Origin of the sequence: Streptomyces sp. NPDC006208 (assembly GCF_040613775.1) — a bacterium.
Lineage (GTDB): Bacteria > Actinomycetota > Actinomycetes > Streptomycetales > Streptomycetaceae > Streptomyces.
Window position 1 is genome coordinate 1 of the sequence record NZ_JBEXSW010000034.1, and the last position, 18855, is coordinate 18855.

The following is an 18855-nucleotide window of genomic DNA, read 5'->3' on the forward strand; positions in this document are numbered from 1 at the left end:
CGCGATCTACCCCCCCCTCTCTACCCTCTGTCCCGCCCCGCCGCTCTTCCTATCCTCCGCCCCGGACCCCGCGCCTCGCCGTCCCCCGGACCTCGTCCGGGGGACCCACGGGCTGGTGATCAGCCGGTCCGGCGACCCCGGAAACGGCCGGAGGCCTACCGGGGGTGCGGGGGGCACAGCCCCGGTCACGGGAAGGGGCAGGGCGGGGGAAACGCTTCCGGCAGCGCGCCGAGCACCCTGGCCGCCTCGGACATCACGCGGCCGATGAGCTCCTCGCATCTCGGGAGATCCTCGATCACGCCCGCCACCTGCCCCGCAGCCATCACGCCGAGGTCCGTGCGGCCCTGGACCATGGACGCCCGGAGCAGCATCGGGGTGTTCGCGGCGAGCAGGACCTGGCTCCAGGCCAGGTCCTTGCCGTGTTTCATGGCCAGGCCGTCGCGGACCATCGCGGACCAGGACAGACCGGAGAGCTTCCGGAAGGCCGCGGCGTGGCGGACAGCGCGCAGCAGCGTTCGTGCACGGCCGCTGCTCTCCAGGGAGTCGACCAGCTCCGTACGGATCATGCGGTGCGGCAGGCCGTCCACGGCCCGGGTGACCGTGATGTCTTTGACGGTCGCGGCGAGATAGCGCGCCTTGACCGCGTCCGGCACCGTCGATTCCGCGGTGAGCAGGAAGCGGGTGCCCATCGCGATGCCCGCCGCGCCGTAGGCCAGCGCCGCGACCAGGCCGCGGCCGTCGTGGAAGCCGCCGGCCGCGATCACCGGGATTCCGACGGCGTCGACCACCTGCGGTAGCAGCACGGACGTGGCCACCTCGCCGGTGTGACCGCCGCCCTCCCCGCCCTGGACGATCACGGCGTCCGCACCCCACGCCGCCACCTTCTCCGCATGCCGGCGTGCCCCGACGGAGCAGATCACCACCACGCCCGCGTCCCTGAGCTCGGCGATCAGCTCCGGCGAGGGCGCGAGGGCGAAGGAGGCGACCCGCACGCCCTCGTCGACGATGATCCGCACCCGCTCCCGCGCATCACCGGCGTCGGCGCGGAGGTTGACCCCGAACGGCGCCTTGGTGCGGGACGCCACCTCGCGCACGGCCCTGCGCAGTTCCTCGGCGGACATGGTCGCGGAGGCGAGGATGCCGAGCGCCCCCGCGTTCGCGGCCGCGGACACCAGCCGGGGCCCGGCCACCCACCCCATCCCGGTCTGGACGATCGGGTGGCTCACCCCGGTGAGCCTGGTGAGTGCGGTCTCCATCAGGACGCGACCTCCCGTTCACGCAGGCCCGCGGGGTCGATCACCGTACGGATGAGCCGCAGCTCGTCGGGTGTCGGCTCGCGGGTGCACGGCACCTCGCCCGTGACGGCCAGGTCGAACCCCGTGGCCTCACGGACCTGGCCGACGCTCACCCCGGGGTGCAGCGACACGATGCGCATGGCGCGGTCGGGGGTCTCGAAGTCGAAGACGCCCAGGTCGGAGACGACCCGCGGGATGCGGTGGTACCGCGTCGCCGAAGGGCCCGCCGCGGCGGCGTTGTCGTAGCCCACACCGCAGACCATGTCCACGCGCTCGACGAAGGTCCGGGTGGAATGTCTGGGCACCCAGTAACTGACCGGGTTGTTGAGGGTGTTGACGGGCGCGCCGCGCACTCCGAGCAACTGGCGCGCCGGCCGGCGCCAGTCGCCGATGCACGAGATGTTCTGGTTGCCGTGCCGGTCGATCTGACTGGCACCCATCATGACGTGCCGCCGCCCGCCGGTGACCATGGTGAGATGGCGCCGGTAGGGCAGCCAGCCCTCCACCGTCCCGTCGAGGCCGACGAGCATCGCCTCGCCGTCGGTGAGCAGCAGTCCGGGGGAGAAGGTCCGCTTGGCGAGCCGGGCACCGATGGACGGGATCAGCCCCATGGGGCTCGCCAGGACCTCTCCGTTCTCCCGCCAGGCCTCGGCACAGGCGATGACGCAGTACTCGGAACGGCCGGCGGTCCTCATGTCTGCTCCTCGTGCCAGGCGGCCACGGCCCGCTGGTAGGCCCCTTCGTCCCCGGACAGGAAGCGCTCGGCGAACTGCGGCCAGGGCGTGCCGGCGTAGTGGCGCAGGAAGGCCTCGTCGCGGTCGTGGTCCGGGACGCAGGAGGTGAAGTGCGCGCCGTTCGGCGTCTCGACGACCCCGGTGACACTGTGCCGGCTGATCAGCAGGGTCTGCGGCGCCGCGTCCTTGGTCAGCTCGGCCGTCTCGACCAGCCGCTCGCACGAGACGTACGCCTCGTCGGCCGCCTCGCAGAACAGATCGTCGAAGTACGGGTCGGGTCCCAGGTACTGGGCGTTGCCGAGCCGGTCGGCGCGGTTCATGTGGACGAGCGCCGCGTCCATGCGCAGGGCGGGCACGGCGACGAGCGTCTCCCCGTCCTCGTACGGCGATGTCACCGTCCGCAGGCCCGGGTTGACCCGCATGACGTCGGAGCCGATCCCGGCCCGGACCGGCATGAACGGCAGCCGGTTCGCGGCGGCGTGCAGCCCCCACATGAACATCGCCTCGTCGAACTCCGCCAGTTCGAAGGCGCCCCGTTCGCGGGCCGCTCGGAAGTGCGGCTCGAGGGGCACCGAGTCGAGCGTGGCGAAGGCGGTGACCAGTTTGCGGATACGGCCCGCCGCGGCGAGCAGACCCACGTCGGGTCCGCCGTAGGAGACGACGGTGAGATCGGTGATCCCGGAACGGAGCAGTGCCCGCACCAGCGCCATGGGTTTGCGGCGCGCGCCCCAGCCGCCGATGCCGAGGGTCATCCCGCTGTGCAGCCGGGCGACGGCCTCGTCCGCAGTCATCGTCTTGTCGCTCATTCCCGGACCTCCCTGGCCTCCCCGGCCTTGCCGGCCTTCTGGGCCTCCTTGCCGAAGGTGTCGCGGACCCGGCCGGCGGCCCCGCTGAGCCCCGCCTCGAAGGTGAACCCCTGCTCGAAGCGGTAGCTGCGGCGTACGTCGACGGGGTCGATGCCGTTGATGGCCGCCTTCGCCAGCCGGATCAGGGTTCCGTCCTTCCGGGCGATCTCCCCGGCGAGGGCCAGTGCCTCGGCGGCCAGCTCGGCGCGCGGCACGACCTTGAAGACCGAGCCGTGGGTGTGCAGCTCCTGCGCGGACACCGTCCGCGAGGTGTAGTACAGGGCGCGCATCAGGTGCTGCGGGACCAGCCGGGCCAGATGGGTGGCGGCGCCCAGCGCGCCCCGGTCGAGCTCCGGCAGTCCGAAGGAGGCGTCGTCCGACGCGACGATCACGTCCGCGTTGCCGGCCAGGCCGATGCCGCCGCCCAGACAGAAGCCGTGCACCGCCGCGACCACGGGCACCTCGCACTCGTACACGGCGGCGAAGGCCTCGTAGCACCCCCGGTTGGCCCCGATGAGCGCGGTGTGCCCGTCGTCGCGCTGCAGCTCCTTGATGTCGACGCCCGCGTTGAAGCCGCGGCCCGCGGCGGCCAGCACCACACACCGCACATCGGGGTCGCGCCCCGCCGTGCGCACCGCGTCGGCGAGCTCGTACCAGCCCTGCACGGGCAGGGCGTTGACGGGCGGGAAGTCGACCGTGACGAGGGAAACGCCCTTCATGGGGCTTGCGGTGGAGACAGCCATGAGCGGATCATCTACCTTTCCACCAAACGTTTGTTAGGTGAGGAAGGTAGCAGCCGATGGAGCTGGACGGGAGGGTGGCCGTCGTCACCGGCGGGACCCGGGGCGTGGGCCGGGGCATCGCGAGGGCGTTCCTGCGGGCGGGCGCCACGGTGGTCGTCTGCGCCCGCCGCCCGCCCGAAGCCCCGCTCCCCGGCGTCGAGTTCCTGCCCCTCGACCTTCGGGACGGCGGTGCGGTGGGAGCCTTCTTCGACAGGGTGGCGGCCCGGCACGGCCGCCTCGACACCCTCGTCAACAACGCGGGCGGCACGCCCTGGCGGCTGCTCGCGCAGGCGGACGCGGACCGCCACGCCCGGGTGATCGAGCTCAATCTCACCGCTCCGCTGACCGCCTCGCTCGCCGCCCGGGAGCATCTGCGGGCGGCCCGTGGCTCCGTCGTGATGATCGGCAGCGTCAGCGGGGGCCGCCCGTCGCCGGGCTCGGCGGCGTACGGGGCGGCCAAGGCGGGCCTCGAGAGCCTCGCCCGGTCGATGGCCGTGGAGTGGGCCCCCGAGGTGCGGGTCAACACGCTGGTCGTCGGCATGGTCCGCACCGAACTGTCCCACCTGCACTACGGGGACGCGGACGGCGTCGCGGCCGTCGGCCGCACGGTGCCGCTCGGGCGGCTCGCCGAGCCGGCCGATGTCGGCGAAGCTGCCGTCTTCCTCGCCTCCGAGCGGGCCGCCTACATCAGCGGCGCCTCCCTTCTGGTGCACGGCGGAGGCGAGCGCCCCGCCTTCCTCGATGCCGCGAAAGCCGGCAACAGCGGTGAAGGAGAGACGAGATGACGGGTATGTGTGACGGGCGCGTGGTGATCGTGACCGGAGCGGGACGCGGTCTCGGCCGCGCCCACGCCCTCGCCTTCGCGGCCGAGGGAGCCAAGGTGGTCGTCAACGACCTCGGTGTCGGCCCCGACGGGGCGGGGGGTTCGGCCGGACCGGCGCAGGCCGTCGCCGGCGAGATCGTCGCGGGCGGCGGCGCCGCCGTGGCCCACACGGGCGACATCGCCACCACCGGGGGAGCGGCCTCCCTGGTGGCGGCCGCCGTCGACACCTTCGGACGGCTGGACACGCTCGTCAACAACGCGGGATTCCTGCGCGACCGCATGCTCGTCAACCTCAAGGAGGACGACTGGGACGCCGTCATGCGGGTCCACCTCAAAGGGCACTTCCTGCCGCTGAAGCATGCCGCCGCGCACTGGCGGGCCGAGGCGAAGGCGGGCCGCGAACCGGTGGCCCGGATCGTCAACACCAGCTCGGGCGCTGGCCTGCTGGGCAGCCTCGGGCAGGGCAACTACTCGGCGGCCAAGGCCGGGATCGCCGGGCTGACCCTGGTCGCGGCGGCCGAGCTGGCCAGGTACGGGGTCCAGGTCAACGCCATCGCCCCGGCCGCGCGCACCCGGATGACCGAGCAGACCTTCGCCGAGGCGATGGCGGCTCCGGAAGCAGGCGAGTTCGACGCGATGGACCCGGCGAACGTGTCCCCGCTGGTGGTCTGGCTGGGCTCGGCCGGCTGCGAGGGAGTCACCGGCCGGGTCTTCGAAGCGGAAGCGGGCCGGATCACGGTCATGGAGGGCTGGCGGCCGGGACCCACCGTGGACAAGGGGGCGCGCTGGACACCGCCGGAGGCGGGCGGAGCTGTACGGAAACTGCTGACGGAGGCGGAGGCACCTCATCCGGTGTACGGCGTGGGGTAGTTGGGAGGAGGGCCGGTGAAGGCGTCCATACGTTGATCCGGAATCCGGTTAACTCCTGGAGAACTTCACGGACTTGTCATTGACGCGTCAAGTTCTACGCGCATCAATGGTGGCCATGCGAATCCCCCCACGGATAGCCGCCCTCGGTGGCGCAGCCGCTCTCGTCTCGACACTTCTCATCGGCGGACAGGCAACTGCCGCCACCACCGCGGTCGGTGACATCTGTTACTCCGACCTGCCCTCCCAGGCCTACACCACGCTCGATCTCATCGACCAGGGCGGGCCCTTCCCCTACCGGCAGGACGGCAGCGTCTTCCAGAACCGCGAAGGCGTCCTGCCCTCGCACTCCTCCGGCTACTACCACGAGTACACGGTCAAGACCCCGGGCTCCTCCACCCGCGGCGCCCGGCGCATCGTCACCGGCCAGGCGTACGAGGAGGACTACTACACCTCCGACCACTACGCGTCCTTCGACCTCATCGACCACGACTGCTGACCGGCAGTCCCGGCCCGGTATCCTCCGCCCCGTGACCACGACGTTCGTGATCGACGGGGCGGGGATCACCGGCCTGGACAGCTTCTGGAAGGCCATCGGTGAAGCCGTCAACGGGCCGGGCGGCTACTTCGGCAGCAACCTCGACGCACTCGCCGACTGCCTGAGCGGCGGAATGGGGACACCGGACGACGGCGATTTCGTCATCGAGTGGCGCGACCACCAGCAGGCCCGTCGCGTGCTGGGGCACGAGGAGACCGTACGGCAGTTGGAGCTCAGGCTGCGGCGCGCCCACCCGTCGAACCGGGCCGCGATCGAGCACGAACTTGACCGGGCGAGGGCCGGGCAGGGCCCGACGGTCTTCGACCGGCTCGTGAAGGTCTTCGAGGAACAGGCGCCGGGAGCCCTGCGCCTGCGGTAGCCGGCCCACGGCCGCACCGGTCAGGCCCTGCGACCCCTGGCAGCTGCGGCGCAGTCCGTGCCGCGCTCCGCCTCTGTGTCGTCCCGCGCGGCGTCGCAGGACAGCCGGGCCTTTCCGGCAGCGGTCAGCGTCGACGCGGGACCGTACCTTCCAGGCGCCGCCTCAGCCTCTCGTCCCGGATGTGACCCACCGCCTCCATCGCGGTGCCGTACGCAAAGCCGTCCGGATCCTCCTCCGCGAGCAACCGGGTCAGCACCTCGTCCGCGCGCGGATCCTGGCGCATCGCCAGACCGCGCGCCGCCTCCGCCGCGGTGTCGGGGTCCGCGTCGTCGGTACGGGCCGCGAGCGCCTCGCGGATGTCCGGCGTATCGGCCGGCACGGCCGCCAGAGCCATGGTCGCCCAGTCCCGGGTGCGTGTGTCCGCGTCGCGGGTCAGCGTGATCAGCGCGGCGATACCGTCCGCATGGTCGGCGGGCACCAGCCCCGCGAGTGCCAGCACCACCCGGTAGCGCACTTCCGGGTCCGGATGTCCGGCATGCCGCAGGATCTCCGGGAGCGCGGCCGGGTCTCCCTGGTGCCCGAGCCCGAGCACGGCCGACTGGATCAGCTCGGCGTCCCGGGCCTCCCGGGCCAGCTCCCGCAACAGCGGCAACGTACGCGCGGCGAACGGCCGCCGTACGTCCTCGGCGCCGTCCTCGCCGCCCCGGCAGACGTCCGTACCGGCCGCCGCGGCAGGCTGCGCCATGCCTGTCCGCGACCCGTCCGGGGACTCCGGCATGGTCACGGGCCCGTCCGCCGGGTCCGCAGGCGCCGTCACGCCCTCCGCCACCGGCCCCGCTCCGTACATGAACCCCAGCTGGGCCAGAACATCCGCCGCGAACGCCTGGTGCAGCGGATCATCGCTCGCGCAGCCCGCGGCCGCCGCCCGGAACGTCTCCTCGTCGCCCCGCCGCGACAGTGCCGTCGCCGACTCGGACCAGTTGTCGAAGTCCGGGCGGCCGTCGCGCAGCGCCCGCCCGGCGAGCTGCGCATAGGGGGTACGGATCCCCAGCTCCTGCTCCAGGACCGTGGCGATCGCCCCATGGCCGGTCTGCCGCTCGTTGCCCGCCCCCGGCACGCCGTCGCGCAGCACCTCGACGACGACGGTCACCCCGCCGTCCTCCTCGACCCGGCGTGTCAGGGTCTCCTGCCCGCTCCCGTACGTGCCGAGGAGCCCGTCCCGCAGCTCCTGCTCCACGTCCCGGCCGAGCCACCGCCGGGCCTCCTCCAGCGCGGCGGCATATGCGCTCGCGCCCGCGCGCAGCAGTGCCCCCACGGTGGACGGCGAGCCGCGCCGCGCGGCGAGCACCAGCGGCGGCTCTCCGCCCGGGCCCGGAAGATCCGGATCGGCACCGTACTCGAGCAGCGCCTCCACCGTGTGTTCATGGCCCTGCCCCGCCGCCCACGCCAGCGCCGTGAAGTCGAACGCCTCCCGGAGGTCGGGCCGCGCACCCGCGGCGAGCAGCGCCCGTACCGCTTCGGTGTGGCCGTTGACCGCCGCCCCGCACAGCGGAAGATCACCCTCGTCGACGCCGCAGGCCCGGTCGGGATCCGCCCCGGCCGCCAGCAGCAGCCGCACGACGCCCGCCTTCCCGGAGACCGCCGCCAGATACAGCGGTGTCCGGCCTTCCTCGTCGGTCCCTTCCGCCCGCGCGCCGGCGCGCAGCAGCCGCACCACCGCGTCCTCGCCGTCGTACAGCGCGGTGAAGAGGTCCTGCGCCGCGTCCGCCGCCGGATCGCCCGCCGGAGCGCCGGCCGCTTCGTTCGCCCGTTCGTCCTCCATGCTCCGACCCTACGGAAGAGCCCTCAGGTGTCGCATTCGAGAATCGTCCGGCACAGGCCGCACCGCGCCCGTACCCGGCCCTGCACCGGCAGCCGGATGCGCTGGTGGCAGGTGGGGCAGGGGAAGGAGACCCGCAGCCCGTCCGGGCCGTGCTCGAAGCCGTAGGCCGCGGGGCCGGGGCCCGGGTGGCCCGGGCGGTCCAGGGCCTGGCGACGGTCCTTGGCGTAGCGGTGCCGGCCCGTCCAGCCGGCCACGGTGAGCGGAGGATGCCGGGCGTCATGCAGCGCCTGTGCGCGTCCCGCGGTGTATGCGCGGTAGCCCTGCGGGCTGGTGAACCAGGGCGCGGGGTCCTCGTCGAAGGCGAGCGCCCGTTCGGCGAGCACATAGCCGAACTCCTCGGGCGTGAGATAGCCGAGCTTCTGGCTGGAGACGTCGTCCTCCCGGAACGCGTCCAGCAGCAGCCAGCCCGCCCCCAGGTAGGTGGTGGCCGTGTCGGTGAGGATCTCGTTGTCCCGGGTGCCGGGGAACGACAGATCGAGCCGGTGCAGCAGCACATGCATGATCTCGTGGGCGAGAGCGGCGCCGATGTCCCGGCGATGGGTGCGGAAGCGGTCGTTCAGCTCGATGAAGTACTCGGGTCCCGCCGTCAGTTCGACACTCGCCGCATGCTGCATCTCGCGGAAGCTCACGATCACCCGGGCGTCGGGCAGCCGCAGATGATGCACCAGGGCGCGGGCCACGCGCTGGGCGCCGAGATGCAGATCGTCGTGGTCGCTGAAGGCCACATCCGCCGGGAGCACGCTGGGCGCGTACGAGAGCACGCCATCGGGCGACAGCCGCCGGTACAGCGCGGTGATCGCCGCCCGCACGGTGTCGAGGTGCGGAAAGCCGTGTGCGACCTCGCTGCCGTTCACCACGTCCCCGTACCCCCTGCACGACGGTCGGTCCCGCTCCAACTCTACGGGAGCGCGGGCTCGTGGTGAGCGTGTGCCCACAGCGCCGGGGGTGGCTGGTTCGGGGTGGTTCTTCCCTTCCGGCGCTTGGGGTGACGCCCGTGCAGATGGCCGAAACGTGCTTCTTGTGGCGTCCGCGATCCGGTGTTCATAATCCGGTTCACGTCTTGTCGGGCCCATGTCAGAAATGATGTCCGCTGCGTGGGTCCGTCAACGGCGTATGCCTCAACCCCCCACGAAAGGCAGTCCGTTGAAGCAGCTTCTGCGTGTGCTCAAGAGATGCGCCGCGGCCGGCGCCGTCGTCCTCGCCGCAGTCAGCCTCCAGCCCACCTCGGCCTCCGCCGCCGCCCCGCCCGTCGTGGGCGGCACGCGCGCCGCCCAGGGCGAGTTCCCGTTCATGGTCCGGCTCTCCATGGGCTGCGGCGGCGCGCTCTACACCCAGCAGATCGTCCTCACCGCCGCCCACTGCGTCGGCGCCACCGGCAACAACACCAGCATCACCGCCACCGCCGGAGTGGTCGACCTCCAGAGCTCCAGCGCCATCAAGGTCAGGTCCACCAAGGTCTTCCGGGCGCCCGGCTACAACGGCACCGGCAAGGACTGGGCCCTGATCAAACTCGCCCAGCCCATCAACCTGCCCACCCTCAAGATCGCCGAGACGACGGCGTACAACAACGGCACCTTCACCGTCGCCGGCTGGGGTGCCCGCAGGGAGGGCGGCGGCCAGCAGCGCTACCTGTACAAGGCCACGGTCCCGTTCGTCTCCGACGCCTCCTGCAAGCAGTCCTACCCGGAACTCGTCTCGAACGAGGAGATCTGCGCCGGCTACACCCAGGGTGGCGTCGACACCTGCCAGGGTGACTCCGGCGGCCCGATGTTCCGCAGGGACAACGCCGGAGCGTGGATCCAGGTCGGCATAGTCAGCTGGGGCGAGGGCTGTGCCCGGCCCGACTACCCCGGCGTCTACACCGAGGTGTCCACCTTCGCCGCCGCCATCAAGTCCGCGGCGGCCACGCTGTAGCACCCGCACCTGAGCACGGCGGAGGGGCAGGCCCGAGCCCGGCCTGCCCCTCCCGCACACGCCTCACTGCAGTCCCCGGCAACCGGAGCACGGGAGCAACCGGAGCAACCGCGTCCCGGACCCTGAACACCCGCCGATCCTCACCACCGGACCGACGTAAGCTCGACGACCATGACCACGAGGGACATCGACGAGACCGTACGCGCCGAACTGACCCGCCTGCGCGAGAGCATCGACAACATCGACGCCGCAGTCGTCCACATGCTTGCCGAACGCTTCAAATGCACCCAGCAGGTCGGCCACCTCAAGGCGGAGCACCACCTCCCGCCCGCCGACCCCGCCCGCGAAGCCCGCCAGATCGAGCGGCTGCGCCAGCTCGCGGAGAACGCCAAGCTCGACCCGGCCTTCGCCGAGAAGCTGCTGAACTTCATCATCGCCGAGGTCATCCGCCACCACGAGCAGATCGCCGACAAGCCCCCGGCCGGCCCCGGGCCGCACGATCCGAAGCAGCCCTGACATGGGCACACCTCGGAATACGGGCACCGGTGTGCGCTGACAGCGAACCGTCCCCCCCTGTGCCGCCCCCCGCCCATCCGGCAGCATGGGCGGCATGTCCGTACTGACGCGCGACGAAGCGCAGACCCGAGCCCGTCTCCTCGACGTCCACCGGTACGAGGTCGACCTCGATCTCACCACCGGCGAAGAGACCTTCGACTCCCGAACCGTCATACACTTCACGGCCCGCGCCGCCGGGGACACCTTCGTCGAGCTCAAGCCGGCCGTCCTGCGCAGCGTCACCCTTGACGGACAGCCCCTCGACCCCGCCTCGCTCACCGAGAACCGGCTCCCGCTCACCGGCCTCACCGCGGGCGAGCACCGCCTCAGCGTCGAATCCGGCATGCGCTACTCCCGCACCGGTGAGGGCATGCACCGCTTCACCGACCCCAGCGACGGCGAGGCCTACGTCTACACCCAGTTGTTCATGGAGGACGTCCAGCGCGTCTTCGCCGCCTTCGACCAGCCCGACCTCAAGGCCGTCTTCGACCTCTCCGTCACCGCACCCGAAGGCTGGACCGTCCTCGGCAACGGCATCGCCGCACACGACGGCAACGGCCGCTGGACCTGCGCCACCACCCCGCCGCTGTCCACCTACTTCGTCGCGGTCGCCGCCGGCCCCTGGCACTCCGTACGCGCCGAGCACGCCGGACTGCCCTTCGGTCTCCACGTGCGCCGTTCCCTCGGCGCCTACCTGGACGCCGACGCCGACGAACTGTTCGAGATCACGACGCAGTGCTACGACCGGTACCACGAGAAGTTCGAGGAGCCCTACCCCTTCGACTCCTACGACCAGGCCTTCGTACCCGAATTCAACGCCGGCGCCATGGAGAACCCGGGCCTGGTCACCTTCCGCGACGAGTTCATCCACCGCTCCGCCGTCACCGACACCCAGCGCCAGACCCGCGCCATGGTCATCGCCCACGAGATGGCCCACATGTGGTTCGGCGACCTCGTCACCCTCACGTGGTGGGACGACATCTGGCTGAACGAGTCCTTCGCCGAATACATGGGCTACCAGACCCTCACCGAAGCCACCCGCTTCACCGACACCTGGGTCGACTTCGGCATCGCCCGCAAGTCCTGGGGCTACGACGCCGACCAGCGGCCCTCCACCCACCCCGTCGCCCCCGACCCGGACGCCGTCCCCGACACCGCCTCCGCGATGCTCAACTTCGACGGCATCTCCTACGCCAAGGGCGCATCCGCCCTGCGCCAGCTCGTGACCTGGATGGGGGAGAAGGACTTCCTCGCCGGCATCAACAACCACTTCGCCCGGCACAAGTTCGGCAACGCCACCCTCGCCGACTTCATCGACTCCCTCGCCCAGGCCACCGACCGCGACGTGCACGCATGGGCCGACGCCTGGCTGCGCACCACCGGCGTCGACACTCTCACCCCCACCGTCACCGACACCCCCGGCGGCTGGCAGCTGTCCGTCGGCCACACCGGCAGCCGCCCGCACCGCATCACCGTCGGCGCCTACGACACCGACCCGGTCAGCCCCGGCACCCTCGTGCTGCGCGACCGCTTCGACGTGGACGTACCCCACGGCGCACCTGACACCCACCCGGGCCGCCGCCCCGCCCTGCTCGTGCTCAACGACGGCGACACCACCTACGCCAAGGTCCGCCTCGACGACATCTCCTGGGCCACCGCCCTCGGCTCTCTCTCCGGCATCCCCGACCCGCTCACCCGCGCCGTCGTGTGGAACGCCGCCCGCGACATGGTCCGCGACGGCGAGCTGGCCCCCGCCGCCTACCTGGAGGCCGCCGCCGCCCACCTGCCGCGCGAGAGCGACCTCGCCGTCGTCCAGGGCGTCCTCACCTTCGCCGCCACCGAGATCGCCGACCGCTACCTCCCCGCCGGACAGCGCGCCGCCGCACTCGCCACCCTCACCGGCATCTGCCGCGCCCTGCTGCGCCGCACCGAGGACGGCAGCGACCCGGGCCTGCGGCTCACCGCCGTACGCCACTTCATCGACGCCGTCGCCCAGCCCGAGCCGATCCAGGAATGGCTGGCCGACGGCAGTGTCCCCGGCGGACCCGAACTCGACCCCGAGCTGCGCTGGCGCATCCTCAAGCGCCTCTGTGTCCTCGGCGCCACCGACGAGCGCGCCATCGCCGCCGAACTGGACCGCGACCCCAGCGCCACCGGCCAGGAAGGCGCCGCCCGCTGCCGCGCCGCCCTGCCCGACCCCGAAGCCAAGGCGGCCGCATGGCACGCCATGTTCGCCTCGGACGACCTGTCCAACTACCTGTTCGCCGCCACCGCCCAGGGCTTCTGGCAGCCCGAACAGGCCGACCTGGTGGGCGAGTACGTCGCCCGCTACTACCCCGACGCGGTCGCCCTCGCCACCCGCCGCGGCCCGGCCATCGCCGAAGCCGCCGGCCGCTACGCCTTCCCCACCCACGCGGTCGACCCGGACACACTGCGCCTGGGCCAGGACTGCCTGCGCGACGCGGACATGATCCCGGCGCTGCGCCGCAAGCTGGCCGACCAACTGGACGACCTGCGCAGGGCCCTGGAGGTACGCGGGGCGTAACCGTACGGCGGCACAGCCTCCGTGGCGGGAGGCAGCAGGGCGGGGGAAGCCCCACATACCAGCACCCCGCCCCTCAACCCCCGTCCTCCGCAAAGCAATACCACTTTCGGGTCACGCTCGTTGTGCACGGCGGCCGCCCCACCCGGTCCACGACCAGGGTGGTGCGACCGCCGCGCACGAGCCCGAAGGACCCCGCATGAGTACGCCGCCACCCCTCGCGGGAGGAACCACCGGCCCCGACGCCCTGCGCCCGCTGATCGCCGTCGTACTCGACGCGCTCACCGAAGGCGCGGCCGGCCGGGGCGGACCCCTTCCCGCAGGCGGACCCCAGGACGTCGCCGCACACATGCGCCACGCCCTCGGCACCGTCCTGCCCGAGCACGGCAGCGGCGCCGACGACGCCCTGCGGACCCTCGTCCGCGCCTTCGCGCACGGCGCCGCCGACCCCGCCGACCCTCTGTGCACCGCCCACCTGCACACCCCGCCGCTCGCCCTGGCCGCCGCCGCAGACCTCGCCGCATCCGCGCTCAACCCGTCCATGGACTCCTGGGACCAGGCCCCGGCCGCCTCCGAGCTCGAGGCCACCGTCACCCGCGCCCTCGCCGCCGAGATCTATCCCCACGGCCCCGACCCCGATGCCCTCGTCACCACCGGCGGCACCGAATCCAACCAGCTCGCCCTGCTCCTCGCCCGCGAACGCCACGGCACCCTCCAGGTCATCTGCAGCGCCACCGCCCACCACTCCGTACACCGCGCCGCCTGGCTTCTCGGACTGCCCGAACCCGTCACCGTGCCCGCACCCGCCGGCATCCTCGACCCCGCCGCCCTCGACGAAGCCCTCACCGACCTGCCCGGTCCCCTCCTCGTCGTCGCCACCGCAGGCACCACCGACACCGGACGCATCGACCCCCTCCCCGAGATCGCCGCCCTCACCCGACGCCACGGCGCCGAACTCCACATCGACGCCGCCTACGGCGGGCCACTGCTGTTCTCCGCCCAGCACCGAGCCCTGCTCACCGGACTCGACCGCGCCCACTCCGTCACCCTCGACCTGCACAAACTCGGCTGGCAACCCGTCGCAGCCTCACTGCTCGCCGTACCCGAGCGAGCCGCCCTCGCCCCCCTCGGCCACACCGCCGACTACCTCAACCCCGCCGACGACAGCGACGCCGGGCTGCCCGACCTGCTCGGCCGCTCCCTGCGCACCACCCGCAGACCCGACATCCTCAAGATCGCCGTCACCCTCCGCGCCCTCGGCCGCAGCGGACTCGCCGACCTCGTCGACCGCACCTGCGCCGCCGCCGGACAGTTCGCCGACCTCGTCGACAAGAACCCCGGCCTCACCCTGTACGAACGGCCCACCCTCACCACGGTCCTGTTCCGCCCCACCGAAGCCACCGACGAACAGACCGCCGGCATCCGCCGCACCCTCCTGAACCAGGGCCGCGCCGTCCTCGGCCGCGCCCACGCCGACGGCCGCCTCTGGCTCAAGGCCACCCTCCTCAACCCGCACACCACCCCCGGTGACCTCGAAACCCTCATCGCACTCGTGGAAGGCAGCACCCCCCGATGACCGGCACGCCCGCCCCCGGCGCCCACGACCCCGACCAGCCCCATGACCTCGTGGGCATCGGCATCGGCCCGTTCAACCTCTCGCTCGCGGCCCTCGCCCACGGCGTCCCCGGCGGCCTCGCCACCGCCTTCTACGAACAGGCACCCGCCTTCCACTGGCACCCCGGCCTGCTCATCAAAGGCGCAACCCTCCAGGTCCCCTTCCTCGCCGACCTGGTCACCCTCGCCGACCCCACAAGCCGCTGGTCCTTCCTCAGCCATCTGCGCTCCAAGGACCGGCTCTTCCCCTTCTACTTCGCCGAGCGGTTCCACATCGAACGCACCGAATACGACGCCTACTGCCGCTGGGTCGCGGATCACCTCCCCGGCCTCCACTTCGCCCACCAGGTCGACGCCGTCCGCTGGAACGCCGAACGCGCCCTGTTCGAAGTCGACTTCACCCAGCTCGACACCGACGGCAACGCGGAATCACTCGGCCGCACCTACACCCGCTCCATCGCACTCGGCATCGGCACCGAGCCCTACGTCCCCGACCCGCTGCGCCCGCTCGCCGACGCCCCCAGCGCCCCCGTCTTCCACTCCGCCGACTACCTCGAGCACCGCCAACAGCTGCTGGCCGCCGAACACATCACCGTCATCGGCTCAGGACAGTCCGGCGCCGAGATCTTCCTCGACCTGCTGCGCGCCCGGCCCGCCGGCGCCGAGAAGATCCACTGGATGGCCCGCACCGAGGCGTTCGCACCGATGGAATACTCCAAACTCGGCCTCGAGCACTTCACCCCCGACTACACCCGCTACTTCCACGCCCTGCCCGAAACGGTGCGCAACGAACTCGTCCCGCGCCAGTGGCAGCTCCACAAAGGCATCGACACCGACACCATCGCCGCCATCCACGACGAGCTCTACCACCGCAGCCTGCACGGCGGCTGGCCCGATGCCGTCCTCACCCCCGGTGTCACCGTGCGCACCGCCGGCCGGGTCGCCACCACCAAGATCGAACTCCACCTCGAACACAGCCAGCAGGGCACCCGCACCCGCTTCATCACCGACGCCGTCGTCCTCGCCACCGGCTACCGCGAACGCCCCCTGGGCCACCTGCTCGCCGGACTCGAGCCCTACATGCTCCGCGACAGCGCAGGACGCCCCCTCATCGACGAGGAGTACCGCCTCGTCCTCGACCCGGCCGTGACCGGATCCGCCTACGTACAGAACGCCGAACGCCACACCCACGGCGTCGGCGCCCCCGACCTCTCACTCGCCGCCTGGCGCAGCGCCGCCATCCTCAACTCCCTCACCGGCAAGGAGCCCTACCCGCTGCCCCGCCGCACCGCCTTCACCCGCTTCGGCATGGAAACGCGCAAGGCGCCCGGCATTCCGGGCCAGGCGCCCCCGCTCATCCCGATCGAACAGCGCTAGAAGACCGGCACACCCTCCCGGGTCAGCTTCCAGCCCACCGACGCGAACTGCGCAGGATCGACCGTGCCCTCCGCCTTCACCCAGTTGATGATCGTGTTCCGGATCTCCTCCGAGTTCGCCCACAACTGCTGGGCCCGCGCGACATGCGGGAAGTTGCCGCCACCGGCCGCCCGGTAGTTGTTCACCGCCAGCACGAACTGCGCCGCCGGGTCGATCGGCTCGCCCCCGAACGACAGATCCACGATCCGCGACCCGGCCGGCCGCGCAATGTCGATGTCGTAGGTCAGACCCGAGACGGCGTCGTAGTTGTAGTCCGGCGTGCCATCGGCGTTCGTCAGCTTGGCGGTGTCCACCGGGGCACCGGCCGGCGTCTGCACGAAATACCGCGCCGAGAACTCCAGATAGTCCTTCAACTGCGCACCCGTCAGCAGCCGCGCCTCCAGCGTGTTCTCGAACACATACAGACCCGCCGCGTCACGGATCGTCACCTGCCCCGCCGGAATCGACGCCGTCCGCGAGAAACACGACGCCTGCGACAGCACCGGCAGCGCCGCATACTGACCGCCCGCCAGCGCCGCCTTCACCGTCTCGGCCTGGACATGGTTGATCAGATCGATGATCGGCTCGTCCTGCCACGGCGCAGCGACCGTCGACATCGCCGCCGTGGAGGTGCCGATGACCTGGTTGACGTACGCCACGACCTTCCGGTGCTCATCGCTCAGCAGCCGGGTGATCTTCTCGTCCTCGGCGACCGTGTTCGAGTTCAGCACCTTCGCGCCGACCTTCTCGACCGTCCAGCGGCCCTTGTCCCACACCAGCTCGAAGTCGAAGAGCGTCAGCCGCTGCCCCCACTTCAGCGGCTCGGACAGCACCACCTGCTTGCCCGACTCCTTGTTCGTCACGAAGTACTCGGCGATCTCCGTGTGCGCATGACCCACCAGAATCGCGTCGATCCCCGGCACCTGCTCGGCCACCAGACCCGCGGCGTTCTCGACGTACGGAAGCTGGTCACCGTACGACGACGTGCCGCTGGAGCCCGAATGCGCGGACACGATCACCACATCCGCACCCATCGAGCGCAGCTTCGGCACCCACTTCGCCGCCTGCTCCTCCAGACCCGGGAAGACCATCTTGCCGCTGACGTTCTGCTTGTCCCAGATCGCGATCCCCGGATTGGTCAGACCCAGCACCGCCACCTTCACATCACGGCCGTGCGGGGTGCACAACCGGTGCATGCTGTACGGCGCGAACGCCGGACGCAGCGTCTTCGCGTCCAGCGCGTTCGCCCCCAGCAGCGGGAAGTCGCACTGCTCCTCGAACTTCCGCAGCACCGGAATGCCGTAGTTGAACTCGTGGTTGCCGAGCGCCGCCGCGTCATAGCCGATCGCGTTCATGGCCTGCGCCATCGGATGCACCGGGCCGCGCTTCGCGGTGATCGGGTCGACCTTGGCGTAGTAGTACGACAGCTGAGTGCCCTGGATCGTGTCACCGGCGTCTATGAGGAGCGTGTTGCGCCGCCCCTTCTCCTTGCGGATCTGCGTGACCAGCGTGGAGATCTTCGCCAGACCGACATCGTTGTGCGCCTTGTCGTCGAACTCCCGGTCCGTGAAGTAGTCCCAGTTGAAGACATTTCCGTGCAGGTCGGTCGTCCCCATGACCGTGAAGGAGTACCGCTTCGGCGGACGTCCATGGCCCTGCCCGTCCCGCTCGTCGGCAGCAGCGGGCACAGCCGTACCCACGGCGACGGCCACACCGGCACCCGCGGCGGCCGACCGCTCCAGGAACGTCCTACGGTTCAGGGGCATTTCGTCTCCTTCGATTCGATGCACAACGCGCGTAGATTCTGGCCCAACAGCGCTCCGCCGCAACACCCCCGACAGGTTTCGATCCGGTGTCCTCCCGCTGACCGCGACAGATGCGAGAGTGGCCCCGACCGCCACCTTGACCGCCCGGAACCAGGGAGCTGCCCATGACCGCCGACACCCCCGAGCCGCCGCTGCCGTCCCCGCCCTTCGGCACCCCCGAAATGCCCCGGGTCGCCGTCCGCGGCGAAGCCCGCCTCGAGGTCGACCCCGAAATCGCCAGAATCTCGGTCGCCGTCAGCGCCCGTGGCAAGGACCGCAGAAGCGCACTCCAAGACCTCACCCGCCGCAACACCGACGTCCTCGACCTGATCAAGTCCTACGGCGACGCCGTCGAAAAGCTCGAGACCGGCGCCTTCTCCATCAGTCCGGAACTCACCCAGCGCGGACGCGGCGAACGAATCCGCGCCTACCACGGCAGCGTCCACATCACCGCCGAACTCACCGACTTCACCGCGCTCGGCGAACTCACCACCCGCCTCGCCGACCTCGAACTCACCCGAGTCACCGGCCCCTGGTGGTCCCTGCGCCCCGACTCACCAGCCCACGGCGAAGCCCGCCGCCGAGCAGTACACGAAGCAGTCCAGCGAGCCCGCGAATACGCCGGCGCACTCGGCGCGCAACTCGCGGCCCTCGTCGAGCTCGCCGACCTCGGCGCGGAAAACGCCGTCCCCTACGGCACACCCCCGGTCCCCGGCGGCATGATGCGCACCGCGTTCGCCGCAGCCACCCCCGAAACAGCGGCCCCCGCCCTCGACCTCGAACCCCAGCGCCAGACCGTCCACGCCCAGGTCAACGCCCGCTTCACCATGACCCCACCCCAGCTGTGACCGGCCACCGCTCCAC

General features: G+C 71.6%; 17 protein-coding genes. 10 read left to right on the forward strand and 7 right to left on the reverse strand.

From position 1 onward, the window contains the following. Nucleotides 1-185: 185 nt before the first annotated feature. Genes ABZ208_RS25605 through ABZ208_RS25620 form a run of 4 tightly spaced genes read right to left on the reverse strand, consistent with a single transcriptional unit; the run spans nucleotide 186 to nucleotide 3617 of the window. Entirely contained in the window at nucleotides 186-1256 is a 1071-nt protein-coding gene (locus ABZ208_RS25605) for a nitronate monooxygenase (protein WP_356911809.1), read from the reverse strand. Further along, nucleotides 1256-1990: a CoA-transferase gene (locus ABZ208_RS25610; protein ID WP_356911810.1), complete on the reverse strand. Its 735-nt coding sequence runs from the start codon at nucleotides 1988-1990 to the stop codon at nucleotides 1256-1258. The genes ABZ208_RS25605 and ABZ208_RS25610 overlap by 1 nt, the downstream gene beginning before the upstream one ends. After that, nucleotides 1987-2835 carry a CoA-transferase gene (locus ABZ208_RS25615; protein WP_356911811.1) on the reverse strand — a complete coding sequence of 283 codons (849 nt, stop codon included), beginning with the start codon at nucleotides 2833-2835 and terminating at the stop codon, nucleotides 1987-1989. Before ABZ208_RS25615 ends, ABZ208_RS25610 begins: the two co-directional genes overlap by 4 nt. After that, nucleotides 2832-3617, reverse strand: coding sequence for an enoyl-CoA hydratase family protein (locus ABZ208_RS25620; RefSeq protein ID WP_356911812.1), 786 nt, complete (start codon nucleotides 3615-3617; stop codon nucleotides 2832-2834). The genes ABZ208_RS25615 and ABZ208_RS25620 overlap by 4 nt, the downstream gene beginning before the upstream one ends. Before the next feature lie 56 nt (nucleotides 3618-3673). On the opposite strand from ABZ208_RS25620, the gene ABZ208_RS25625 reads away from it, so the two are divergent. The 4 genes from ABZ208_RS25625 (at nucleotide 3674) to ABZ208_RS25640 (ending at nucleotide 6263) form a co-directional block, all read left to right on the forward strand. Next, the gene (locus ABZ208_RS25625; RefSeq protein ID WP_356911813.1) at nucleotides 3674-4441 is read left to right on the forward strand and encodes an SDR family oxidoreductase; all 768 of its coding nucleotides are present in this window, start codon (nucleotides 3674-3676) and stop codon (nucleotides 4439-4441) included. After that, entirely contained in the window at nucleotides 4438-5349 is a 912-nt protein-coding gene (locus ABZ208_RS25630) for an SDR family oxidoreductase (protein WP_356911814.1), read from the forward strand. Before ABZ208_RS25625 ends, ABZ208_RS25630 begins: the two co-directional genes overlap by 4 nt. A gap of 115 nt (nucleotides 5350-5464) precedes the next feature. Next, nucleotides 5465-5845 (forward strand): ribonuclease domain-containing protein, encoded by a 381-nt coding sequence (locus ABZ208_RS25635; protein WP_356911815.1) that lies wholly within the window; start codon nucleotides 5465-5467, stop codon nucleotides 5843-5845. A gap of 31 nt (nucleotides 5846-5876) precedes the next feature. Further along, nucleotides 5877-6263 carry a barstar family protein gene (locus ABZ208_RS25640; protein WP_356911816.1) on the forward strand — a complete coding sequence of 129 codons (387 nt, stop codon included), beginning with the start codon at nucleotides 5877-5879 and terminating at the stop codon, nucleotides 6261-6263. A 124-nt stretch (nucleotides 6264-6387) separates the two neighbouring features. Here the strand turns inward: ABZ208_RS25640 and ABZ208_RS25645 are convergent, their stop codons facing one another. Both ABZ208_RS25645 and ABZ208_RS25650 read right to left on the reverse strand, forming a co-directional pair. After that, nucleotides 6388-8085, reverse strand: coding sequence for an ankyrin repeat domain-containing protein (locus ABZ208_RS25645; protein ID WP_356911817.1), 1698 nt, complete (start codon nucleotides 8083-8085; stop codon nucleotides 6388-6390). Between the two features lie 23 nt (nucleotides 8086-8108). Continuing rightward, nucleotides 8109-9002, reverse strand: a complete 894-nt coding sequence (locus tag ABZ208_RS25650) for a hypothetical protein (RefSeq protein ID WP_356911818.1) — start codon at nucleotides 9000-9002, stop codon at nucleotides 8109-8111. 256 nt (nucleotides 9003-9258) lie between these two features. Here ABZ208_RS25650 and ABZ208_RS25655 point away from each other — a divergent pair, with 256 nt between their 5' ends. The 5 genes from ABZ208_RS25655 to ABZ208_RS25675 all read left to right on the forward strand — a co-directional run bounded on the left by ABZ208_RS25655 (nucleotide 9259) and on the right by ABZ208_RS25675 (nucleotide 16147). Beyond that, nucleotides 9259-10059 (forward strand): serine protease, encoded by an 801-nt coding sequence (locus ABZ208_RS25655; protein WP_356911819.1) that lies wholly within the window; start codon nucleotides 9259-9261, stop codon nucleotides 10057-10059. Nucleotides 10060-10230: 171 nt separating this feature from the next. Continuing rightward, nucleotides 10231-10575 carry a chorismate mutase gene (locus tag ABZ208_RS25660; RefSeq protein ID WP_356911820.1) on the forward strand — a complete coding sequence of 115 codons (345 nt, stop codon included), beginning with the start codon at nucleotides 10231-10233 and terminating at the stop codon, nucleotides 10573-10575. Nucleotides 10576-10669: 94 nt separating this feature from the next. After that, on the forward strand, nucleotides 10670-13159 hold the full coding sequence (gene pepN / locus ABZ208_RS25665; RefSeq protein ID WP_356911821.1) for an aminopeptidase N: 2490 nt from the start codon (nucleotides 10670-10672) through the stop codon (nucleotides 13157-13159). A 196-nt stretch (nucleotides 13160-13355) separates the two neighbouring features. Further along, the gene (locus ABZ208_RS25670) at nucleotides 13356-14732 is read left to right on the forward strand and encodes an aminotransferase class V-fold PLP-dependent enzyme (protein WP_356911822.1); all 1377 of its coding nucleotides are present in this window, start codon (nucleotides 13356-13358) and stop codon (nucleotides 14730-14732) included. Beyond that, the gene (locus tag ABZ208_RS25675; protein WP_356911823.1) at nucleotides 14729-16147 is read left to right on the forward strand and encodes a SidA/IucD/PvdA family monooxygenase; all 1419 of its coding nucleotides are present in this window, start codon (nucleotides 14729-14731) and stop codon (nucleotides 16145-16147) included. Before ABZ208_RS25670 ends, ABZ208_RS25675 begins: the two co-directional genes overlap by 4 nt. Here ABZ208_RS25675 and ABZ208_RS25680 read toward each other — a convergent pair. Beyond that, a complete protein-coding gene (locus ABZ208_RS25680) occupies nucleotides 16144-17952 on the reverse strand; it encodes a 5'-nucleotidase C-terminal domain-containing protein (protein ID WP_356911824.1) in 1809 nt (602 codons plus the stop codon). The genes ABZ208_RS25675 and ABZ208_RS25680 overlap by 4 nt on opposite strands. A gap of 164 nt (nucleotides 17953-18116) precedes the next feature. Between ABZ208_RS25680 and ABZ208_RS25685 the strand changes: the two genes are divergently transcribed. Further along, the gene (locus ABZ208_RS25685; RefSeq protein WP_356911825.1) at nucleotides 18117-18839 is read left to right on the forward strand and encodes an SIMPL domain-containing protein; all 723 of its coding nucleotides are present in this window, start codon (nucleotides 18117-18119) and stop codon (nucleotides 18837-18839) included. Nucleotides 18840-18855 lie beyond the last annotated feature (16 nt).